The 18,428-nt window shown below is 63.7% G+C and carries 15 protein-coding genes; 14 read left to right on the top strand and 1 reads right to left on the bottom strand.

The features are described 5' to 3' along the window. Nucleotides 1–2: 2 nt before the first annotated feature. Nucleotides 3–2,489: a phenylalanine--tRNA ligase subunit beta gene (pheT, locus tag A2J01_RS08730; protein WP_064112532.1), complete on the top strand. Its 2,487-nt coding sequence runs from the start codon at nucleotides 3–5 to the stop codon at nucleotides 2,487–2,489. Between the two features lie 58 nt (nucleotides 2,490–2,547). On the opposite strand, the gene A2J01_RS08725 is transcribed toward pheT, so the two are convergent. Then, nucleotides 2,548–3,609, bottom strand: a complete 1,062-nt coding sequence (locus tag A2J01_RS08725) for an Lrp/AsnC family transcriptional regulator (protein WP_064112531.1) — start codon at nucleotides 3,607–3,609, stop codon at nucleotides 2,548–2,550. A 56-nt stretch (nucleotides 3,610–3,665) separates the two neighbouring features. On the opposite strand from A2J01_RS08725, the gene A2J01_RS08720 reads away from it, so the two are divergent. From A2J01_RS08720 to A2J01_RS08660, 13 genes are all read left to right on the top strand, one after another. Next, nucleotides 3,666–4,985: a flavin-containing monooxygenase gene (locus A2J01_RS08720; protein WP_064112530.1), complete on the top strand. Its 1,320-nt coding sequence runs from the start codon at nucleotides 3,666–3,668 to the stop codon at nucleotides 4,983–4,985. Further along, nucleotides 4,985–5,896 (top strand): bile acid:sodium symporter family protein, encoded by a 912-nt coding sequence (locus tag A2J01_RS08715; RefSeq protein ID WP_064112537.1) that lies wholly within the window; start codon nucleotides 4,985–4,987, stop codon nucleotides 5,894–5,896. The genes A2J01_RS08720 and A2J01_RS08715 overlap by 1 nt, the downstream gene beginning before the upstream one ends. After that, nucleotides 5,893–6,828, top strand: coding sequence for an SDR family oxidoreductase (locus tag A2J01_RS08710; RefSeq protein ID WP_064112529.1), 936 nt, complete (start codon nucleotides 5,893–5,895; stop codon nucleotides 6,826–6,828). Before A2J01_RS08715 ends, A2J01_RS08710 begins: the two co-directional genes overlap by 4 nt. Nucleotides 6,829–6,930: 102 nt before the next feature. Beyond that, a complete protein-coding gene (locus A2J01_RS08705) occupies nucleotides 6,931–7,392 on the top strand; it encodes a hypothetical protein (protein WP_058037536.1) in 462 nt (153 codons plus the stop codon). Nucleotides 7,393–7,430: 38 nt separating this feature from the next. After that, nucleotides 7,431–8,501, top strand: a complete 1,071-nt coding sequence (gene argC / locus A2J01_RS08700; RefSeq protein ID WP_063316068.1) for an N-acetyl-gamma-glutamyl-phosphate reductase — start codon at nucleotides 7,431–7,433, stop codon at nucleotides 8,499–8,501. A gap of 20 nt (nucleotides 8,502–8,521) precedes the next feature. After that, nucleotides 8,522–9,772 carry a bifunctional glutamate N-acetyltransferase/amino-acid acetyltransferase ArgJ gene (gene argJ, locus A2J01_RS08695; protein WP_051720865.1) on the top strand — a complete coding sequence of 417 codons (1,251 nt, stop codon included), beginning with the start codon at nucleotides 8,522–8,524 and terminating at the stop codon, nucleotides 9,770–9,772. Next, nucleotides 9,769–10,692, top strand: a complete 924-nt coding sequence (gene argB, locus A2J01_RS08690) for an acetylglutamate kinase (protein WP_064112528.1) — start codon at nucleotides 9,769–9,771, stop codon at nucleotides 10,690–10,692. The genes argJ and argB overlap by 4 nt, the downstream gene beginning before the upstream one ends. Next, the gene (locus A2J01_RS08685) at nucleotides 10,689–11,888 is read left to right on the top strand and encodes an acetylornithine transaminase (protein ID WP_007736227.1); all 1,200 of its coding nucleotides are present in this window, start codon (nucleotides 10,689–10,691) and stop codon (nucleotides 11,886–11,888) included. Before argB ends, A2J01_RS08685 begins: the two co-directional genes overlap by 4 nt. Further along, on the top strand, nucleotides 11,885–12,835 hold the full coding sequence (argF, locus tag A2J01_RS08680; protein WP_054187400.1) for an ornithine carbamoyltransferase: 951 nt from the start codon (nucleotides 11,885–11,887) through the stop codon (nucleotides 12,833–12,835). The genes A2J01_RS08685 and argF overlap by 4 nt, the downstream gene beginning before the upstream one ends. Further along, nucleotides 12,832–13,311, top strand: a complete 480-nt coding sequence (locus A2J01_RS08675; protein WP_007736224.1) for an arginine repressor — start codon at nucleotides 12,832–12,834, stop codon at nucleotides 13,309–13,311. Before argF ends, A2J01_RS08675 begins: the two co-directional genes overlap by 4 nt. Nucleotides 13,312–13,358: 47 nt before the next feature. Continuing rightward, complete coding sequence (locus A2J01_RS08670; RefSeq protein WP_007736221.1) at nucleotides 13,359–14,558, top strand: argininosuccinate synthase; 1,200 nt, start codon at nucleotides 13,359–13,361, stop codon at nucleotides 14,556–14,558. A gap of 3 nt (nucleotides 14,559–14,561) precedes the next feature. Continuing rightward, nucleotides 14,562–16,004, top strand: a complete 1,443-nt coding sequence (gene argH / locus A2J01_RS08665) for an argininosuccinate lyase (protein WP_003944092.1) — start codon at nucleotides 14,562–14,564, stop codon at nucleotides 16,002–16,004. A gap of 170 nt (nucleotides 16,005–16,174) precedes the next feature. Continuing rightward, nucleotides 16,175–18,428 (top strand): alpha/beta fold hydrolase (locus A2J01_RS08660; protein WP_064112527.1); only part of this gene is annotated, 2,254 nt, incomplete at its 3' end.

Below are 18,428 nucleotides of genomic sequence, written 5' to 3'. Positions count from 1 at the left end.
ACGTGCGAGTAGCGCAATCCTGGCTGACCGAGATCCTGCAGCGGGCAACTCCCAACTGGGAGGTGACCCCGGAAGAGCTGGACGCCGGGTTCGTCCGGGTGGGACTCGAAGTCGAGGAACTCGACACACTCGAGGCGATCGACGGCCCGTTGGTCGTCGGCAAGGTCGTCTCCATCACCGAACTGACCGAGTTCAAGAAGCCGATCCGCTTCTGCCAGGTCGAGGTCGGCGAACCCGAGCCCCGTGGCATCGTCTGTGGCGCGCGCAATTTCAACGAGGGTGACCTCGTCGTCGTTGCGTTGCCCGGCGCGGTGCTGCCCGGCGGATTCGAAATCGCCACTCGCAAGACGTACGGCCAGGTGTCCGACGGCATGATCTGCTCCGTCTCGGAACTCGGTATCGGCAAAGACCATTCGGGCATCTTGGTGCTCGAGCCTGGTACCGCCGAACCCGGCGCAGATGGCAACGAGTTGCTCGGTCTCGGTGACACGATCATCGAACTGAACATCACCCCGGACCGTGGCTACTGCTTCTCGGTCCGCGGTCTCACGCGAGAGCTCGCGTGCGGCTTCGATCTCGAATATGCCGATCCCGCTTCGGTTCCCGCGCACCCGGCTGAGGGTGAAGCCTGGCCGGTGCGCCTCGAACCGGAGTCCAAGGCTTCGCGTTTCGTGATGCGGAAGATCACGGGTATCGATCCGCAGGCAGTGAGCCCGTGGTGGCTGCAGCGTCGACTTCTGCTCTCGGGTGTTCGCCCGATCTCGCCGGCCGTCGACGTCACCAACTACGTGATGCTCGAACTCGGTCAGCCTCTGCACGCGTTCGATGCGACCTCGGTGCAGGGCGACCTGGTGGTCCGTCGCGCCAAGGCGGGGGAGAAGCTGACGACGCTCGACGACGTCGAACGCACGCTCGATCCCGAAGACGTTGTCATCGCCGACGATTCCGGAGTCATCTCGCTGGCTGCCGTCATGGGCGGCGCAACCACCGAGGTGGGAACGGCAACGACTGACATCCTCCTCGAAGGAGCTACCTGGGATCCGCTCGCAGTCTTCAAGACGGCGCGCCGGCACAAGCTGCCGAGTGAGGCGAGCAAGCGTTTCGAGCGCGTCGTCGATCCGGCAATTCCGCTCGCGGCCGTCGACCGCGCAGCCGCTCTGCTGGTCGAGATTGCCGGCGGACGGATCGAACCGGTCCTGACCGACGTGGGCGATGTTGCCCCTCGCGCTGCCATTCGCATGGATATCGACCTGCCCGACCGTGTCGCCGGAGTCACGTACCCCAACGGCACCGCAGCTCGCCGCCTCACCCAGGTTGGCTGCAACGTCGAGGTCGGCGTCAGCGAAGAGGGACACGGCCAGTTGGTCGCGACGCCGCCGTCGTGGCGTCCGGACCTGGTGCAGCCTGCGGACCTCGTCGAGGAAGTTCTTCGCCTCGAAGGTCTCGAGCAGATCCCGTCTGTGCTTCCCGCCGCTCCGGCTGGACGCGGATTGACTCCGTCGCAGCGGCGGAAGCGCACGGTGTCGAAGGCCGTGGCTCACGCCGGTTACGTCGAGGTCCTTCCTCCGGTCTTCCTGCCGACGAACGTCTTCGACGTCTGGGGCCTCGACGCGGATGATCCGCGCCGCAACACCAGCAAGGTCCTCAACCCGCTCGAAGCCGATCGTCCGGAGTTGGCGACCACGCTGCTCCCGGGTCTGCTGGAGATCCTGGCTCGCAACGCTTCTCGCGGTCAGCGTGATCTGTCGCTGTACGGCATCGCGCAGGTCGTCCTGCCGGGCCCCGACACCAAGCCGGTGGATGCATTGCCGGTGGATCGTCGTCCGACGGACGAGCAGATCGCGAACCTGATCGCGTCGTTGCCGGCTCAGCCCGTGCACATCGCTGCAGTGTTGAGTGGTTTGCGTGAGCCGAGCGGCCCCTGGGGCCCTGGCCGTCAGGCCGAGGCTTCGGACACTTTTGCAGCAGTGCGGGTCATTGCAGCTGCAGCAGGCGTCGAGGTGGAACTACGTGCGGCGCAGTACCTGCCGTGGCATCCCGGCCGTTGCGCCGAGGTTGTCGTTGACGGCAACGTAGTCGGTCATGCGGGCGAACTGCATCCGGCTGTTCTCGAGCGTGCGGGATTGCCTGCGCGCACTTGTGCACTGGAGATCGACCTCGACGCTTTGCCGTTGGTCGAGAACCTGCCGGCGCCGCGCATTTCGCCCTTCCCCGCAGTGCTCCAGGACGTGGCGGTTGTTGTCGATCGCGATATTCCTGCGGCGAAGGTCCAGGAAGCTCTGCGTTCCGGCGGCGGCGAACTTCTCGAAGACATTCGCCTCTTCGACGTCTTCGAGGGCGCGCAGGTCGGTGAAGGCCGCAAGTCGCTCGCGTTCGCGTTGCGATTCCGTGGTGTCGACCGGACGCTGACCGAGGACGAGGCCAGTGCCGCGCGTGATGCGGCAGTGGAGGCGGCGTCCAAGGCCGTCGGTGCGCAGATGCGCGGCTGATTTCTTCAACTGATCACAGAGCCCACGACCGTTGCCGGTGGTCGTGGGCTCTGTCGTGTTATCGGCTTTTCGACTGAGGTGAATCGGAAAGCCACACATCTGGCACAACGGTGTCCGTCCGTCGCCCTTGCTGGTCGAGCACGTGGCCGAGCAGTTTGCGCAAATACAGCACGATGGATCGTTCCGTGACGCAAAGACACGGAATCTCCTTGCGCAGACGAGTTTCGAATGCATCGAGTTCTGCAGGAGAATGCAGCCACAACTGAACCACCAGGTTGTCGGCGCCCACCACCGCGAAACAGTTTCGGACTTCCGGCGCTCGGCTCAGCACTCGTCCCGCCGTATCGAGAAGCTCGGGTTCGACGCGGCACCACAAAGTGGCGAGCACGGGAAGCCCGGCCAGCGGCCGCGCGAATTCACACCGCAGCGCTACCAACCCCGAAGACGTGAGCCGGTCGATCTGGCGTTTGCACGCAGCGGGACTGACACCGATCGCGTCGGCCAGTTCCTTCATGGGAGTGCGCCCGTCGTAAGCGAGCTTCGTCAGAACCTTGCGATCCTGTTCGGATATCCCGGTCGGCCGAGCGCGCACGGCAGGACGGTTTTCGCTGGTGGTCAGCACACCCTTCTCGGACGGTGCCAGCGCATTGAGTCTCCATCGCCCACCTTCGGTGAACCAGCGTGTGATGATCGAGGTTCGTGTCGCCAGTACACCGTCGATCGTTGCGACGTCTTCCGAGATGAAGCGCGACATCGACTCCAGATCCGCGGTACCGGCTGTGACGAGCAGATCTGCTCTGCCCGTTGATGCTTCGATGGTCACGGCGTGGGCCGAGCGAGTCAGCCGTGCCGCGACGGTGTCGAGAAGAGCAGGTGAGCAATCGATTTCGATGATCGCTGTGACGATGCTGCCCAGCACCTGTGGCCCTGGAGTGACCGTGACCCAGGCCAACGACGATTCGGAGAGTCGATTCCAACGACGGGCGAGAGTCGCGGCGTCGAGTTCGAGTGGTCCGGCCAACGAAAGCCACTTCGATCGCGGTGCGAGCTGGAGCGCATTGATTATCCTCAGATCGATTTCATCTATCCCGCGACCGTTGCCGGTATCTGGTGCGCTCATAACGTCATTATCCGGCATATTTCTGCAAGATTCGGACTATCTGCGACGCTCGACGGATGATCACAGAGGAGAAGTACGCGCTGATCGGAGCGGGCCCGTCTGGATTGGCCGGCGCGCGAAACCTCGATCGGGCCGGGATAGCGTTCGACGGCTTCGAGAGCCACGACAACGTCGGTGGGCTCTGGGACATCGACAACCCGCACAGCACCGTCTACGAGTCGGCGCACCTCATCTCTTCGAAGGGCACCACCGCATTCGCCGAGTTCCCGATGGCGGATTCGGTGGCCGACTACCCGAGCCACGTGGAACTTGCCGATTATTTCCGCGACTACGCCGATACTCACGATCTTCGCAGGCACTTTGCCTTCGGCACTACCGTCGTCGACGTCTCGCCGGTCGATTCGCTATGGCAGGTCACCACGCGCAGTCGCAGCGGTGAGACAACAGTCGCGCGGTATCGAGGCGTGATCATCGCGAACGGAACGCTGTCGAAGCCGAACATGCCGACTTTCCGGGGCGACTTCACCGGCACGTTGATGCACACGAGCCAGTACCGCAGCGCCGAGATCTTCCGCGGGAAGAAGGTACTGGTCATCGGGGCGGGCAACAGTGGATGCGACATCGCCGTCGATGCCGTCCACCAGGCCGAGTGCGTCGACCTGAGCGTTCGGCGAGGCTACTACTTCGTCCCCAAGTATCTGTTCGGCCGACCCTCGGACACCTTGAATCAGGGAAAGCCGTTGCCGCCGTGGATCAAACAACGCGTCGACACCTTGGTACTCAAGCAGTTCACGGGTGATCCGGTGCGGTTCGGATTTCCGGCACCGGACTACAAGATCTACGAATCGCATCCGGTCGTGAACTCGTTGATCCTGCACCACATCGGGCACGGTGATGTGCACGTGCGCGCCGACGTCGACCGGTTCGAGGGGAAGACGGTGCGGTTTGTCGACGGATCGTCTGCCGACTACGACCTCGTTCTCTGCGCCACGGGGTATCACCTCGACTATCCCTTCATCGCGCGCGAGGACTTGGACTGGTCGGGCGCTGCCCCGGACCTGTTCCTCAACGTCGCGAGTCGCCGCCACGACAATCTCTTTGTTCTCGGCATGGTCGAAGCATCCGGTCTCGGGTGGCAGGGCCGTTTCGAGCAGGCCGAGTTGGTGGCCAAATTGATCACCGCACGTACCGAAGCCCCCGCCGCGGCGCGGGAATTCTCGGCGGCGGCGGCCGGTCCTCCTCCCGATCTGTCCGGGGGATACAAGTACCTGAAGTTGGGACGAATGGCCTACTACGTGAACAAGGACGCCTACCGCTCGGCGATGAAGCGGCACATCGGACTGCTTGATGCCGCTCTGACGAAGGGAGGACAGTGATGCCGATCGACGACGTGGTGCTCAACTTCAACCCGGGATCGTTGATGATCCTCAACGTGGTGCTGGCCACGATCATGCTGGGGATCGCCCTCGACACCTCGGTCGACGACTTTCGTCGTGCGCTCACCAAACCCAAGGCGATGGCGGTGGGTATTGCTGCGCAGTTCCTGCTGTTGCCGGCAGTGACTTTTCTCCTGACGCTGATTCTCTCGCCGGCTCCGTCGGTAGCACTCGGCATGATCCTGGTGGCGTGCTGCCCGCCAGGGAACATCTCGAACGTCCTGACTCACCGGGCGGGCGGCGACGTCGCACTCTCGGTGTCCATGACGGCGGTGTCGAACGTCCTCGCGATCTTCCTCATGCCGCTCAATCTTGCGTTCTGGGGGAGCCGACGCCCGGAGACCGACGCTCTGTTGCAGTCCGTGAACCTGAATGCGCTCGAGATGGTCGCGCAAATCGCCCTGATCATCGGTGTGCCGTTCGTTCTCGGCATCTGGGCGGCACGAAGGTTTCCGGAGATCGCCGCGAAAGCGCAGCCTTGGGTGAAAAACGGTTCGTTGGTGGCGTTGTTGATCTTCATCGTCGCGGGGGTGTCGGGGAATGCGTCGTACTTCGTCGACTACATCGGGGTGGTACTGCTCGCGGTCTTCCTGCACGACACGGTTGCCCTCGCACTGGGATACTTCTGCGGCGCCGTCACCGGGTTGAACGAATACAGCCGTCGCGCCGTCTCTTTCGAGGTCGGCATCCGCAATGCCGGGCTGGGGCTTGGCCTGGTGTTCACGTTCTTCGACGGGCTCGGTGGCATGGCCATCGTGGCCGGCTGGTGGGGGATCTGGGACATCATCGCCGGGTTGGCTCTGGCGACGATCTGGTCCAAGCGACGCGCCCGAAAGGCGGTACCGGCATGACCGTCGCACTCGTCACGGGCGGGAACGGGTTCCTGGGTACCGCTGTCATCGACGCACTGATCGCGCAGGGCATCACCGTCGTCTGTGTCGACCTCACGGTCAAGGACACGCCGGCCGATCGCATCCGCCGCGTCAGGGCGGACGTCTGCGACCCCACAGAATTGGGGCGGGTGTTCGGTCAGTACCGACCGAACGTCGTGATCCACCTTGCGTCCATCGTGAATCCCGGCAAGAACACGACAGCAGAGCAGGAGTACCGCGTCGACGTCGACGGGACACGAAACGTGCTCGCGGCCTGCGTCGAACACGGGGTTGGACGGGTCGTCGTGTCTTCGTCCGGAGCGGCGTACGGCTACCACTCCGACAACCCACCGTGGATCACCGAGGACGTACCTGTCCGAGGCAACGACGAATTCACATACAGTCGCCACAAACGCCTGGTCGAGGAGATGCTCGCCGAATATCGCGTCGAACACCCGGAGTTGGAACAAGTTGTCTTCCGGATCGGCACGATCTTGGGTGAGAGCGTCGACAATCAGATCACCGCGTTGTTCGATCGCCGCAAGCTGCTCAAGGTTGCCGGGAGCGACAGCCCCTTCGTCTTCGTCTGGCACACCGATGTCGCGGGCGCTTTTGCGGAGGCCGTGACCGGAAACCAAGTGGGCATCTTCAATGTCGCGGGCGACGGCGTGCTGACCGTCGACGAGTTGGCTTCCCGGATGGGCAAGAGCACGGTGACGCTTCCTGCATGGTTGTTGCGAGGCGTTCTACGCGTCGGACGGCGATTGGGTGTAACGGAACACGGTCCGGAGCGCGTCGGATTTCTCCAGTACCGACCGGTTCTCGACAATCGGCGGCTCAAGGAACAGTTCGGATACGTCCCCGAATATTCGAGCGAGGAAGCGTTTGCCGCGTATCTCGCGTCACGCTGACCCCTTCGACGGACGGTCGTGGAAGGATCGGAATTGTCCGTCGGCGTTTTCGAGAAGGGACTGACAGTGTCACGAAATGATGGGTCCGAACATGATGGGTCCGTGCACCAGGTAGTCGAGGCCGCCAGTGCACTCGACGACAAGGACTTCCTCGCGGTCGTCCGCGCAGTGGTCGAGCGTCGTCCGAGTTTGTCGGTCCTTCTTTCCGTGGTGGACACCGCTGCCGCGAGCCTCGAGCCGAACCGCGTCGAGGACGAGAACGAGATCACCGACGCCGAAGAAGTCGAACTGCCCGACACCGTTGTGGAGGTCGACGAGATCATCGACGTCCCGGTGGTACTTGCGACCGATCCGAGAATTCCCGAACCCGACTACACCGAAGGGGGAGTGCCCACTTTCGACCGCGTTCGGGAGAAGATAGAGGGGCGCTTCGGTACTTCAATAGGTTCGTCCGAACTGGCGCACGAGAGTCCTGTCGGAAAGTCCGTCGACGAGCAGTGGGACGAGCGCCAGAAGGCCGCAAAGGCCAAGCTCGAGGAGATCCGGCGATCCATGGGTAAGTAATTATGCATTCCGATGCACAATGATGCATACTGTGTGACATGACTGAAGGTGGTACGACCGAGAACGCACGCAAGCCGATCAGAGTCGCCGTTGCCGGCGCCAGTGGGTACGCCGGTGGTGAGGTTCTGCGTCTGCTTCTCGGGCACCCCTCCTATGTCGACGGCAGCCTGGTTATCGGTTCGCTGACCGCCGGTGGCAACGCCGGTTCGACGCTCGGTGAGCATCATCCGCACTTGCTTCCACTCTCGTCGCGGGTACTCGAAGAGACCACTGTCGAGATCCTCTCGGGTCACGACGTCGTCTTCCTCGGTCTCCCACACGGAAATTCGGCTCAGTACGCCAAGTTGCTGCCCGAGTCGACGGTCATCATTGACTGCGGCGCGGACTTCCGGCTGCAGGATCCCGCAGCCTGGGAGAAGTACTACAAGAGCGCTCATGCCGGCACCTGGCCCTACGGTCTTCCTGAATTGCCCGGTGCCCGTGAGAAATTGGTAGGCGCAACCCGCATCGCCGTTCCGGGCTGCTACCCGACGGCAGCGAGCCTCGCGCTGGCCCCCGCCGTTGCCGCGGGGATCGTGGACTCACACGTGAACGTGGTTGCGGTCAGTGGCACTTCGGGCGCCGGCCGGGCACCGAAGGCTGATCTGCTGGGTTCCGAGGTCATGGGCTCCGTCCGTGCGTACGGCGTCGGCGGCGTCCATCGCCACACCCCTGAGATCATTCAGAATCTCTCGGCCGCAGGCGGCAAGGACATCAGTGTCTCCTTCACTCCAGTCCTCGCGCCCATGCCGCGCGGCATCCTCGCGACCTGCACGGCAGCCACCACGGCCACCGAAGAGCAAGCGCGCGAAATCTACGACAAGGCATACAACGACGAGCCGTTCATCCACGTACTGCCTGCCGGAGTCTTCCCGCAGACCGGTGCCGTGATCGGATCCAATGCCGTACAGATCGGGGTCACCGTTGACGCCGACGCCGGTCAGCTCGTTGTCATCTCGGCAATCGACAATCTCACCAAGGGCACCGCCGGTGGCGCGGTGCAATCGATGAATCTCGCCCTTGGCCTACCCGAGACCGCAGGTCTCTCTACCGTGGGAGTAGCTCCGTGAGCACCGACAATCCGCAGCAGATCGACAACGCAACCGAGCCTGACGCGACCGTTGCAGACGTGGTTCACGTCGCCGGGGGACGTCTGCTCCGCACGCAGGGCGTCACCGCACCTGCCGGATTCCGCGGTGCCGGAATTGCTGCCGGTATCAAGAAGAGTGGCAAGTCGGACCTCGCATTGGTGCTCAACGAGGGACCCGATCTGGCCGCTGCCGGCGTCTTCACCCTGAACAAGGTCAAGGCAGCTCCGGTGCTCTGGTCTCAGCAGGTCCTGACGACGGGCAAGCTGCGCGCGGTGGTGCTCAACTCGGGCGGCGCGAACGCCTGCACGGGCGCGGGTGGATTCCAGGATGCACACAAGACTGCCGAGGAAGTTGCTTCGGCACTGAGTAATTGGGGCACCGAGACGGGCGCGATCGAGGTCGCTGTCTGTTCGACCGGACTTATCGGTGACCGCTTGCCCATGGACAAGCTGATCCCCGGTGTCACCGAGGTAGTGCACGAACTCGCTGGCGGAATCTCCGGCGGCACCGACGCGGCATACGCGATCATGACCACCGATACCGTGCCGAAGCAGGCGTCGCTGCACCACGCGAACAAATGGAACGTCGGCGGAATGGCCAAGGGCGCAGGCATGCTCGCGCCTGCGCTGGCCACGATGCTGTGCGTCGTCACGACCGATGCTGTCGCAACGGCCGAGCAGCTCGATACCGCTCTGCGCGCCGCCACCCACCTGAGCTTCGATCGCCTCGACGTCGACGGCGCCACGTCCACCAACGACACAGTGCTCCTGTTGGCCTCCGGCGCCAGCGGCGTCACGCCGACGCAGGACGAACTGAACGCCGCAGTGCTGGCCGTGTGTGATGATCTCGCGGATCAGTTGATGGCAGACGCCGAGGGCGTCACCAAGCGGGTCAAGGTGACGGTTCGCGGCGCAGCGTCCGAGTCCGATGCGTTGATCGGCGCCCGGACCATCGCCCGCGACAGCCTGGTCAAGACGGCACTGTTCGGATCCGATCCGAACTGGGGCCGCGTCCTCGCAGCAGTGGGTATCGCTCCCATCGAGCTCGATCCCGATCGAATCAGTGTGTCCTTCAACGGGAGTCCCGTCTGCATCGACGGCGTCGGCGCTCCGGGAGCGCGTGAGGTGGATCTGAGCGGGATCGACATCGAACTCGACATCGACCTGGGAATCGGCAACGAGTCCGTGAGCATTCGCACCACGGACCTCTCGCACGCGTACGTCGAAGAGAACTCGGCGTACTCGTCATGACCGAGACGTATCCCGTGATCAGCGAGCATCAGAAGGCGCATGTCCTCGCCGACGCGCTGCCGTGGCTGCAGCGATTCCGAGACAAGGTGGTCGTGGTCAAGTACGGCGGAAACGCCATGATCGACGAGACACTCAAGACCGCCTTCGCCGCGGACATGGCGTTCCTGCGGACTGTCGGCATCCACCCCGTCGTCGTGCACGGCGGCGGCCCGCAGATCAACGCGATGCTGGCACGCCTTGGCATGAAGGGTGAGTTCCGCGGTGGTTTCCGGGTCACGACGCCCGAGGTGATGGACGTCGTCCGGATGGTGCTCTTCGGTCAGGTGGGCCGTGAACTCGTCGGGCTGATCAACGCGCACGGTCCGTACGCGGTCGGTATCTCCGGTGAGGATGCGCACTTGTTCACCGCTACTCGACGCACTGTTGCGGTCGAGGGGGAGCAGACCGACATCGGCCTGGTCGGAGACGTCACTACCGTGAACCCAGACGCGGTACTCGATCTCATTGCGGCAGGACGTATTCCGGTGGTCTCGACCATCGCGCCCGACGCCGACGGCGTCGTCCACAACATCAACGCCGATACCGCTGCTGCAGCACTGGCCGAGGCGATCGGTGCCGAGAAGCTCGTTGTCCTCACCGACGTCGAGGGCCTGTACACCGATTGGCCGGACCGATCCTCGCTGGCCACCGACATCGACACCGACGCCCTTGCTCAGTTGTTGCCGAGTCTCGATGCCGGCATGGTGCCCAAGATGGAGGCCTGCCTTCGCGCGGTGCGCGGAGGTGTGCCGTCGGCGCACGTGATCGACGGTCGGCTCGAACATTCAGTCCTACTCGAACTTTTCACCGGTGAAGGAATCGGCACGATGGTCGTGCCGGGTTCCTCGGTCGCCGGTCCCCAGCAGGGAGCTATCTCATGAGCACGATCGATCTGCAGCAGCGGTGGTCCGCTTCGCTGATGAACAATTACGGCGTACCCCGGGTTGCTCTCGTCCGCGGTGACGGCGCCGTACTCACCGACGCCGACGGCAAGCAGTACGTCGACTTCCTGGCCGGAATCGCCGTCAACATCCTCGGACACGGACATCCGGCCGTCGTCGAAGCCGTGACTACTCAGTTGTCGACACTCGGCCACGTGTCCAACCTGTACGCCAGCGAGCCGGTCGTCGAGTTGGCGGAGCAGCTGCTCGCTCATCTCGGCAACGTCACCGGGCGCGCGTTCTTCTGCAACTCCGGTACCGAGGCGAACGAGGCTGCCTTCAAGCTCGCTCGCGCCACCGGCCGGAAGAAGATCATCGCAGCCGAAGGCTCCTTCCACGGTCGCACGATGGGGGCACTCGCTCTGACGGGTCAGCCGGCCAAGCGGGCGCCGTTCGAACCGATGCCCGCCGGTGTCGAGTTCGTGCCGTACGGCGACGTCGAGGCACTCGAGCAGGCCGTCGATTCCGACACCGCCGCTGTGTTCCTCGAACCGATCATGGGTGAGGGCGGCGTCGTGGTGCCACCCGAGGGATACCTCGTCGAGGCTCGGCGGATCACCGCCGAACGTGGTGCGCTGCTCGTACTCGACGAAGTGCAGACCGGCATCGGCCGGACCGGCTGGTTCTACGCACATCAGGCAGTCGGCATCGTGCCAGACGTCATCACTCTTGCGAAGGGACTCGGCGGCGGAATGCCGATCGGCGCCTGCATCGCGACCGGGGCAACGGCAGAGTTGTTCGGACCGGGCAAGCACGGTACGACGTTCGGTGGCAATCCGGTGTGCGCTGCGGCGGCGCTTGCCGTGCTGAAAACCATTGCAGCGGAAGACCTGATCTCACGCGCCGACAGCTTGGGCAAATCGATCTCGGCGGGCATCGAAGATCTGGGCCATCCGTTGGTCGACTACGTACGGGGATCAGGACTGTTGCTGGGTGTCGTGCTGACCGAGGACGTCGCGCCGGCAGTGGAAAACGCAGCGCGCGAAGCCGGGTACCTTGTGAATGCAGCGCAACCCGGAGTGATCCGGTTGGCGCCGCCGCTCATCCTCACGGACGAGCAGGCCGAGACCTTCGTGGCAGCACTACCTGCCATCTTCGACAGTGCACTATCGGCTGACCAGCCGGGGGAGAAGTGACTACCGTGGTGAAACACTTTCTCAGGGACGACGATCTGACTCCTGCGCAGCAGGCCGAAGTTCTCGAACTCGCAGCGATTCTCAAGAAGGACCCGTTCGCTCGGCGTCCGCTCGAGGGTCCCCGCGGAGTCGGTGTCATCTTCGAGAAGAACTCGACGCGTACACGTTTCTCGTTCGAGATGGGCATCGCACAGATGGGCGGCCACGCTGTCGTCGTCGACGGGCGCAGCACTCAACTCGGTCGTGAAGAGACCTTGGCGGACACCGGACGCGTTCTCTCCCGCTACGTCGACGCCGTCGTGTGGCGCACGTTCGGCCAGAAGCGCCTGGAGCAAATGGCTACGGGCGCAACGATTCCCATCGTCAATGCATTGTCCGACGAATTTCATCCCTGTCAGGTTCTGGCCGATCTGCAAACGCTGATCGAACAGAAGGGTGAGCTCAAGGGGCTGAAGCTGACCTACCTGGGCGACGGCGCCAACAACATGGCTCACTCGCTGATGCTCGGCGGAGTGACCGCAGGCATAGACGTCACCATTGCCAGCCCCGCGGGCTTCGAACCGGCGGACTGGGTAGTGGCAGCAGCACGCAAACGCGCCGAGGAAACCGGCGCGACCATTACGCTGACGCAGGACCCGCAGGCCGGCGTCGACGGTGCCGACGCGTTGGTCACCGATACCTGGACCTCGATGGGTCAGGAGAACGACGGACTCGATCGGGTCGGACCTTTCCGTCCGTTCCAGATCAACAAGGAGCTGCTCGCAAAGGCAGATCCGAAGGCCGTCGTCCTGCACTGCCTGCCCGCGCATCGCGGCGAAGAAGTCACCGACGAGGTTCTCGACGGGCCGCAGAGTGTTGTCTGGGACGAGGCGGAGAACCGTCTGCACGCCCAGAAGGCATTGCTCGTGTGGCTGCTGGAACAGCGAACCCAACTGGACCCGGCGTGAGCGTCGCTCCCACTCGGGCTGGTCGCCAGTCGCGCATCATCGCGCTTCTGGCGGCTCACCCTGTCCGAAGTCAGACGGAGCTGGCGGCCCTGCTCGGTGCCGAGGGCATCGAAGCAACGCAGGCGACGCTCTCGCGTGACCTCGAAGAGCTGGGAGCGGTGAAACTGCGTGCCGCCGACGGCGGCGCCGGTGTTTACGTGGTGCCGGAGGACGGGAACCCGGTACGCGGTGTGGCCGGCGGTACCGACCGCCTCTCACGGCTGTTGGGTGAGTTGTTGGTCTCCACCGATTTCAGCGGCAACATGGCGATCCTCCGGACACCGCCGGGGGCCGCGCACTACCTCGCGAGCGCACTGGATCGGTCCTCGATGCCGGACATCGTGGGCACGATCGCCGGAGATGACACCATCTTCGTAGTGGCCCGGGAACCGCTTTCCGGAGCGGAACTCGCGGCCATGATCGAATCGCTCGCCTGACCCCTTATTCTTTGATAGAGATTTTCAACCGAAGGAGCACAAAAACCATGGCCGATCGCGTCGTACTCGCCTACTCGGGCGGGCTGGACACTTCTGTTGCCATCAGTTGGATCGGTAAGGAGACGGGCGCTGAAGTTGTCGCCGTCGCCATCGATCTGGGGCAGGGTGGCGAGGACATGGAGGTCGTGCGTCAGCGCGCGATCGACTGCGGCGCAGTCGAATCCGTTGTCGTCGACGCCCGCGACGAGTTCGCGGACGAATACTGCCTGCCGACCATCGCGGCCAACGCCCTGTACATGGACCGCTACCCGCTCGTCTCGGCCATCAGCCGTCCGCTGATCGTCAAGCACATCGTCGAAGCTGCACGCTCGCACGGCGGCACCATCGTCTCGCACGGTTGCACCGGTAAGGGCAACGACCAGGTTCGCTTCGAGGTCGGATTCGGCGCCCTCGCACCCGACCTGCAGGTCATCGCACCGGTCCGCGACTACGCCTGGACCCGCGAGAAGGCCATCGCCTTCGCCGAAGAGAACAACATCCCGATCAACGTCTCCAAGAAGTCGCCGTTCTCGATCGACCAGAACGTCTGGGGCCGCGCCGTCGAGACCGGATTCCTCGAGGATCTGTGGAACGCGCCGACGAAGGACGTCTACGACTACACCCAGGACCCGACGGTCAACTGGAACGCACCCGACGAGCTCATCATCAGCTTCGACAAGGGCCGCCCGGTCGCCATCGACGGCCGCCCGGTGTCGGTTCTCGAAGCCATTCAGGAACTGAACAAGCGCGCAGGCGCTCAGGGCGTCGGCCGTCTCGACGTCGTCGAGGACCGTCTCGTGGGCATCAAGAGCCGTGAGATCTACGAAGCTCCCGGCGCCATGGTTCTCATCACCGCACACCAGGAACTCGAGCACGTCACCCTCGAACGCGAACTCGGTCGCTACAAGCGTCAGATGGAGCAGCGTTGGTCCGAGCTGGTCTACGACGGCCTCTGGTTCTCGCCCCTCAAGGACGCACTGGACACGTTCGTCAACAAGACGCAGGAACGCGTTACCGGCGACATCCGTCTCTTCCTGCACGGTGGAGCCATCACCGTCAACGGTCGTCGCAGCCCGGAGTCGCTCTACGACTTCAACCTCGCGACGTACGACGAGGGCGACAGCTTCGACCAGTCCGCATCGAAGGGCTTCGTCGAGATCCACGGTCTGTCGTCGAAGGTCGCCGCGAAGCGCGATCTGGGACTCTGAGCCATGACGGCTCACGGTGACGGAGACGCTCAAAAACACGGCACCAACGAAGGTGCGCTGTGGGGCGGGCGGTTCGAGTCCGGACCGGCCGCTGCCATGGCGGCGCTGAGCAAGTCGACTCACTTCGACTGGGTCCTCGCTCCGTACGACGTGCGGGCGTCGCAGGCGCATGCGCGTGTGCTGAACAAGGCAGGCCTGCTCAGCGAAGCCGACCTCGTGACAATGCTCGACGGTCTCGACCGCCTGGCGGCAGATGTTGCCAGTGGCGCCTTCGGGCCCAGCGAGTCGGACGAGGACGTACACGGCGCACTCGAGCGCGGTCTGATCGAGCGTGTCGGGCCTGAGGTCGGTGGGCGCCTGCGTGCTGGACGTTCGCGAAACGACCAGGTGGCCACGCTGTTCCGCATGTGGCTTCGCGATGCGGTCCGCCGCATCTCCACCGGAGTTCTCGACGTGGTCGACGCATTGGCGACTCAGGCCGGGGCCCATCCGGATGCCGTGATGCCGGGCAAGACGCACCTGCAGGCGGCTCAGCCGGTCCTGTTGGCGCATCACCTGCTCGCTCACGCACATCCACTGTTGCGGGACGTGCAGCGCCTTCGCGACTTCGACGTGCGAGCTGCGGTGTCCCCGTACGGTTCCGGTGCACTCGCCGGTTCCTCGCTCGGTCTCGACCCCGAAGCCATTGCAGCGGAATTGAAGTTCGACAGCTCGGCCGAGAACTCGATCGACGCAACCGCTTCGCGTGATTTTGCGGCCGAGGCAGCGTTCGTGCTTGCGATGATCGGTGTCGACCTCTCCCGCATGGCGGAAGAGATCATCATCTGGAGCACACCGGAGTTCGGCTACATCACGCTTGCCGATGCGTGGTCGACGGGATCGTCGATCATGCCGCAGAAGAAGAATCCGGATGTCTCGGAACTGACGCGCGGTAAGTCGGGTCGTTTGATCGGCAACCTGACCGGATTGTTGGCGACGCTCAAGGCTCAGCCGCTGGCGTACAACCGCGATCTGCAAGAGGACAAGGAACCGGTTTTCGACTCGGTTGCGCAGCTCGAGATGCTGCTCCCGGCCATCACCGGTCTGGTGCAGACGCTCGAGTTCCACACCGAGCGCATGGCGGAACTAGCTCCGGCAGGGTTCACGTTGGCCACCGACATCGCGGAGTGGATGGTGCGTCAGGGCGTGCCGTTCCGGGTTGCCCACGAGGCAGCCGGAGCGTGTGTGCGTGTCGCCGAAGCACGAGGAGTCGGACTCGAAGATCTCACCGACGAGGAGCTGGCCGGCGTCGACAGCGCGCTGACACCCGCTGTTCGTGAGGTGCTGACAGTCGAGGGTTCCATTGCTTCGCGCAACGCGCGAGGCGGCACTGCGGGGGTGCGGGTTGCCGAGCAGCTGGACGGAGTCAAAGCAGTGGCGCAGTCACTGCGGGAATGGACCCTGTGACCTCGCGGTCACGAGTGTTGTCGCTCTCTTTTCGGCAGTAGTCCTTCGATCGTACGCGGTCAGGTAGCAGAATTTGCTCCCTGACCGCGTACGCGTATTCGTCGTCAGTAGGCTTGTCGCGCGCGGGAAAAATGAGACTGACGTCACATGGTGAGTAACTTGGGAGTGAAATGGTGGGATTGAATTCCAAGTCTGTGCTGGGCCCGATTCGTCGGGTGGTTGCGACAGCACAAAACGGCCTCGAGGTCGTCCGGTTGGGTGGGCTGGAAACGGATGCGACCACGTCGCCGTTCGAGATCGTCGAACGCGCAGCGATGTATCGGCTACGGCGCTACTTCCCGGACAGTGACCCGGAAACCGTCGGCGCACCGATCTTGCTGATCCCGCCGATGATGATGTCGGCGAACGTGTACGACGTGACCCGTGACCAGGGCGCTGTGGGAATTCTGCACGAGATGGGCCTTGATCCCTGGGTCGTCGATTTCGGTTCGCCCGACTCCGAAGAGGGCGGTTGGGATCGTAACCTCGCCGATCACATCATCGCTCTCAGCGACATCGTCGATCACATCCACCGTCACACCGGAAAAGATGTTCACATCTCCGGTTATTCGCAGGGTGGCATGTTCGCCTATCAGGCTGCCGCCTATCGGCGTAGTCGAAACATCGCCAGCGTCATCACCTTCGGCAGTCCGGTCGACACACTCGCCGCGCTACCCTTCGGCATCCCGGCGGGATTGGCAACCAAGGGTGCAGATTTCCTCGCCGATCACGTCTTCAATCGCCTGGCGGTCACCGGGTGGATGGCCCGTACCGGGTTCCAGTTGCTCGATCCCGTGAAGACGCTGAAGATGCGCGTCGACTTTCTGCTTCAACTGCACGACCGGGAGGCGTTGCTTCCGCGGGAGCAGCAACGACGCTTCCTCGCGACCGAGGGTTGGGTCGCGTGGTCGGGGCCCGCGGTAGCCGAACTGCTCAAGCAGTTCATCGTGCACAACCGAATGATGACCGGTGGGTTCGTCATCAAGGATCAATTGGTCTCGCTCGCCGAGATCACCTGCCCCATCCTGGCATTCGTCGGCGAGGTCGACGACATCGGCCAGCCGCAAGCGGTTCGAGGCATCAGTCAAGCCGCTCCGCGGGCGAAGGTCTACGAATCTACCTTGCGTGCAGGTCATTTCGGTTTGGTTGTCGGTTCCACCGCGGCCAATCACACCTGGCCGACCACCGGTGAATTCGTGCAGTGGACCGAGACGGGTGGACCCCTCCCGGACCGTATCGCGAACATGGTCTACGGCGCCGACCTCGAAGACCAGACCGGTGTGTCGATCAGCAATCGGATCATCCACACCGTCGCCTCGGTCGCTGAAGTAGGTGCAGGAGTCACCAAGGGAATCAGTGACCTTGCCGCCGGTGCGTTGCGCGGCACTTTCGAATTGTCGGGAGAAGCGGCACGAGCGTTGCCACGTCTGGCTCGACTCAACCAGATTCAGCCGCACACCAAGATCTCGCTGAGCCAGTTGCTGGCGGAGCAGCGTCGAAAGGCGCCGAACGGCGAGTGCTTCCTCTTCGACAATCGCGTGCACACCTATGAAGCGGTCAACGCGCGTATCGACAATGTCGTGCGTGGATTGATCTCCGTGGGAGTGCGTCCGGCAGCGCATGTCGGTGTCCTGATGGAGACCCGCCCCAGCGCACTCGCGGCCATCGCGGCCCTGTCGCGACTTGGTGCCGTCGCGGTCATGCTTCCGCCAGGCTCCGACATCACGGCGGCGGTCAAGCTGGGGTCGGTCGATCGGATCATCACCGATCCGGAAAACGTCGATGCTGCAGTGGTTACCGGTCGGCCGGTACTGGTGCTCGGCGGCGGCGATGCCCGTGGCCTCGAGGTGGATCCGTCACACGACGTGATCGATCTCGAACAAATCGATCCGACGAAGGTCAATCTGCCCGGGTGGTACCGACCGGATCCCGGTGTCGCCCGCGAACTCGCCTTCATCATCTTTGCGGAATCCGGCGGTGTGCTCGAGGCCAAGCAGATCACCAACTACCGGTGGGCACTGTCGGCCTTCGGCACGGCCACGGCGGCAGATCTCGATCGCGGTGACACCGTGTACTGCCTTGCACCACTCCATCATTCGTCGAGTCTGCTCGCGACCATCGGTGGTGCCATGGCCGGTGGCTCACGCATTGCGCTCTCACGTGGACTGAACCCCGCGAGGTTCGTCGAGGAAATCCACCGCTACGGCGTGACGGTCGTGAGTTACACGTGGTCGATGATGCGCGAGATACTCGACGAGGATCTTCTTCTCATCGACGGTAGTCATCCGGTCCGCCTGTTCATCGGTTCGGGCATGCCCCATGGTCTGTGGAAGCGGACAACGGAGGCGTTCGACCCCGCGCAGGTACTCGAGTTCTATGCGTCGA

Source organism: Rhodococcus sp. EPR-134, assembly GCF_001647205.1.
GTDB classification, from domain to species: domain Bacteria; phylum Actinomycetota; class Actinomycetes; order Mycobacteriales; family Mycobacteriaceae; genus Rhodococcus_F; species Rhodococcus_F qingshengii.
The sequence above is the reverse complement of the archived record's forward strand: the minus strand, read 5'-3'. Positions and strand labels throughout refer to the sequence as shown.

What these genes read in the sequence shown, in the direction of transcription:
- A2J01_RS08725 (WP_064112531.1), bottom strand. Translation starts at nt 3,609, where the DNA reads ATGAGCGCACCAGATACCGGCAACGGTCGCGGGATAGATGAAATCGAT.
- A2J01_RS08720 (WP_064112530.1), top strand. Translation starts at nt 3,666, where the DNA reads ATGATCACAGAGGAGAAGTACGCGCTGATCGGAGCGGGCCCGTCTGGA.
- A2J01_RS08715 (WP_064112537.1), top strand. Translation starts at nt 4,985, where the DNA reads ATGCCGATCGACGACGTGGTGCTCAACTTCAACCCGGGATCGTTGATG.
- A2J01_RS08710 (WP_064112529.1), top strand. Translation starts at nt 5,893, where the DNA reads ATGACCGTCGCACTCGTCACGGGCGGGAACGGGTTCCTGGGTACCGCT.
- argC (WP_063316068.1), top strand. Translation starts at nt 7,431, where the DNA reads ATGACTGAAGGTGGTACGACCGAGAACGCACGCAAGCCGATCAGAGTC.
- argB (WP_064112528.1), top strand. Translation starts at nt 9,769, where the DNA reads ATGACCGAGACGTATCCCGTGATCAGCGAGCATCAGAAGGCGCATGTC.
- A2J01_RS08685 (WP_007736227.1), top strand. Translation starts at nt 10,689, where the DNA reads ATGAGCACGATCGATCTGCAGCAGCGGTGGTCCGCTTCGCTGATGAAC.
- A2J01_RS08670 (WP_007736221.1), top strand. Translation starts at nt 13,359, where the DNA reads ATGGCCGATCGCGTCGTACTCGCCTACTCGGGCGGGCTGGACACTTCT.
- argH (WP_003944092.1), top strand. Translation starts at nt 14,562, where the DNA reads ATGACGGCTCACGGTGACGGAGACGCTCAAAAACACGGCACCAACGAA.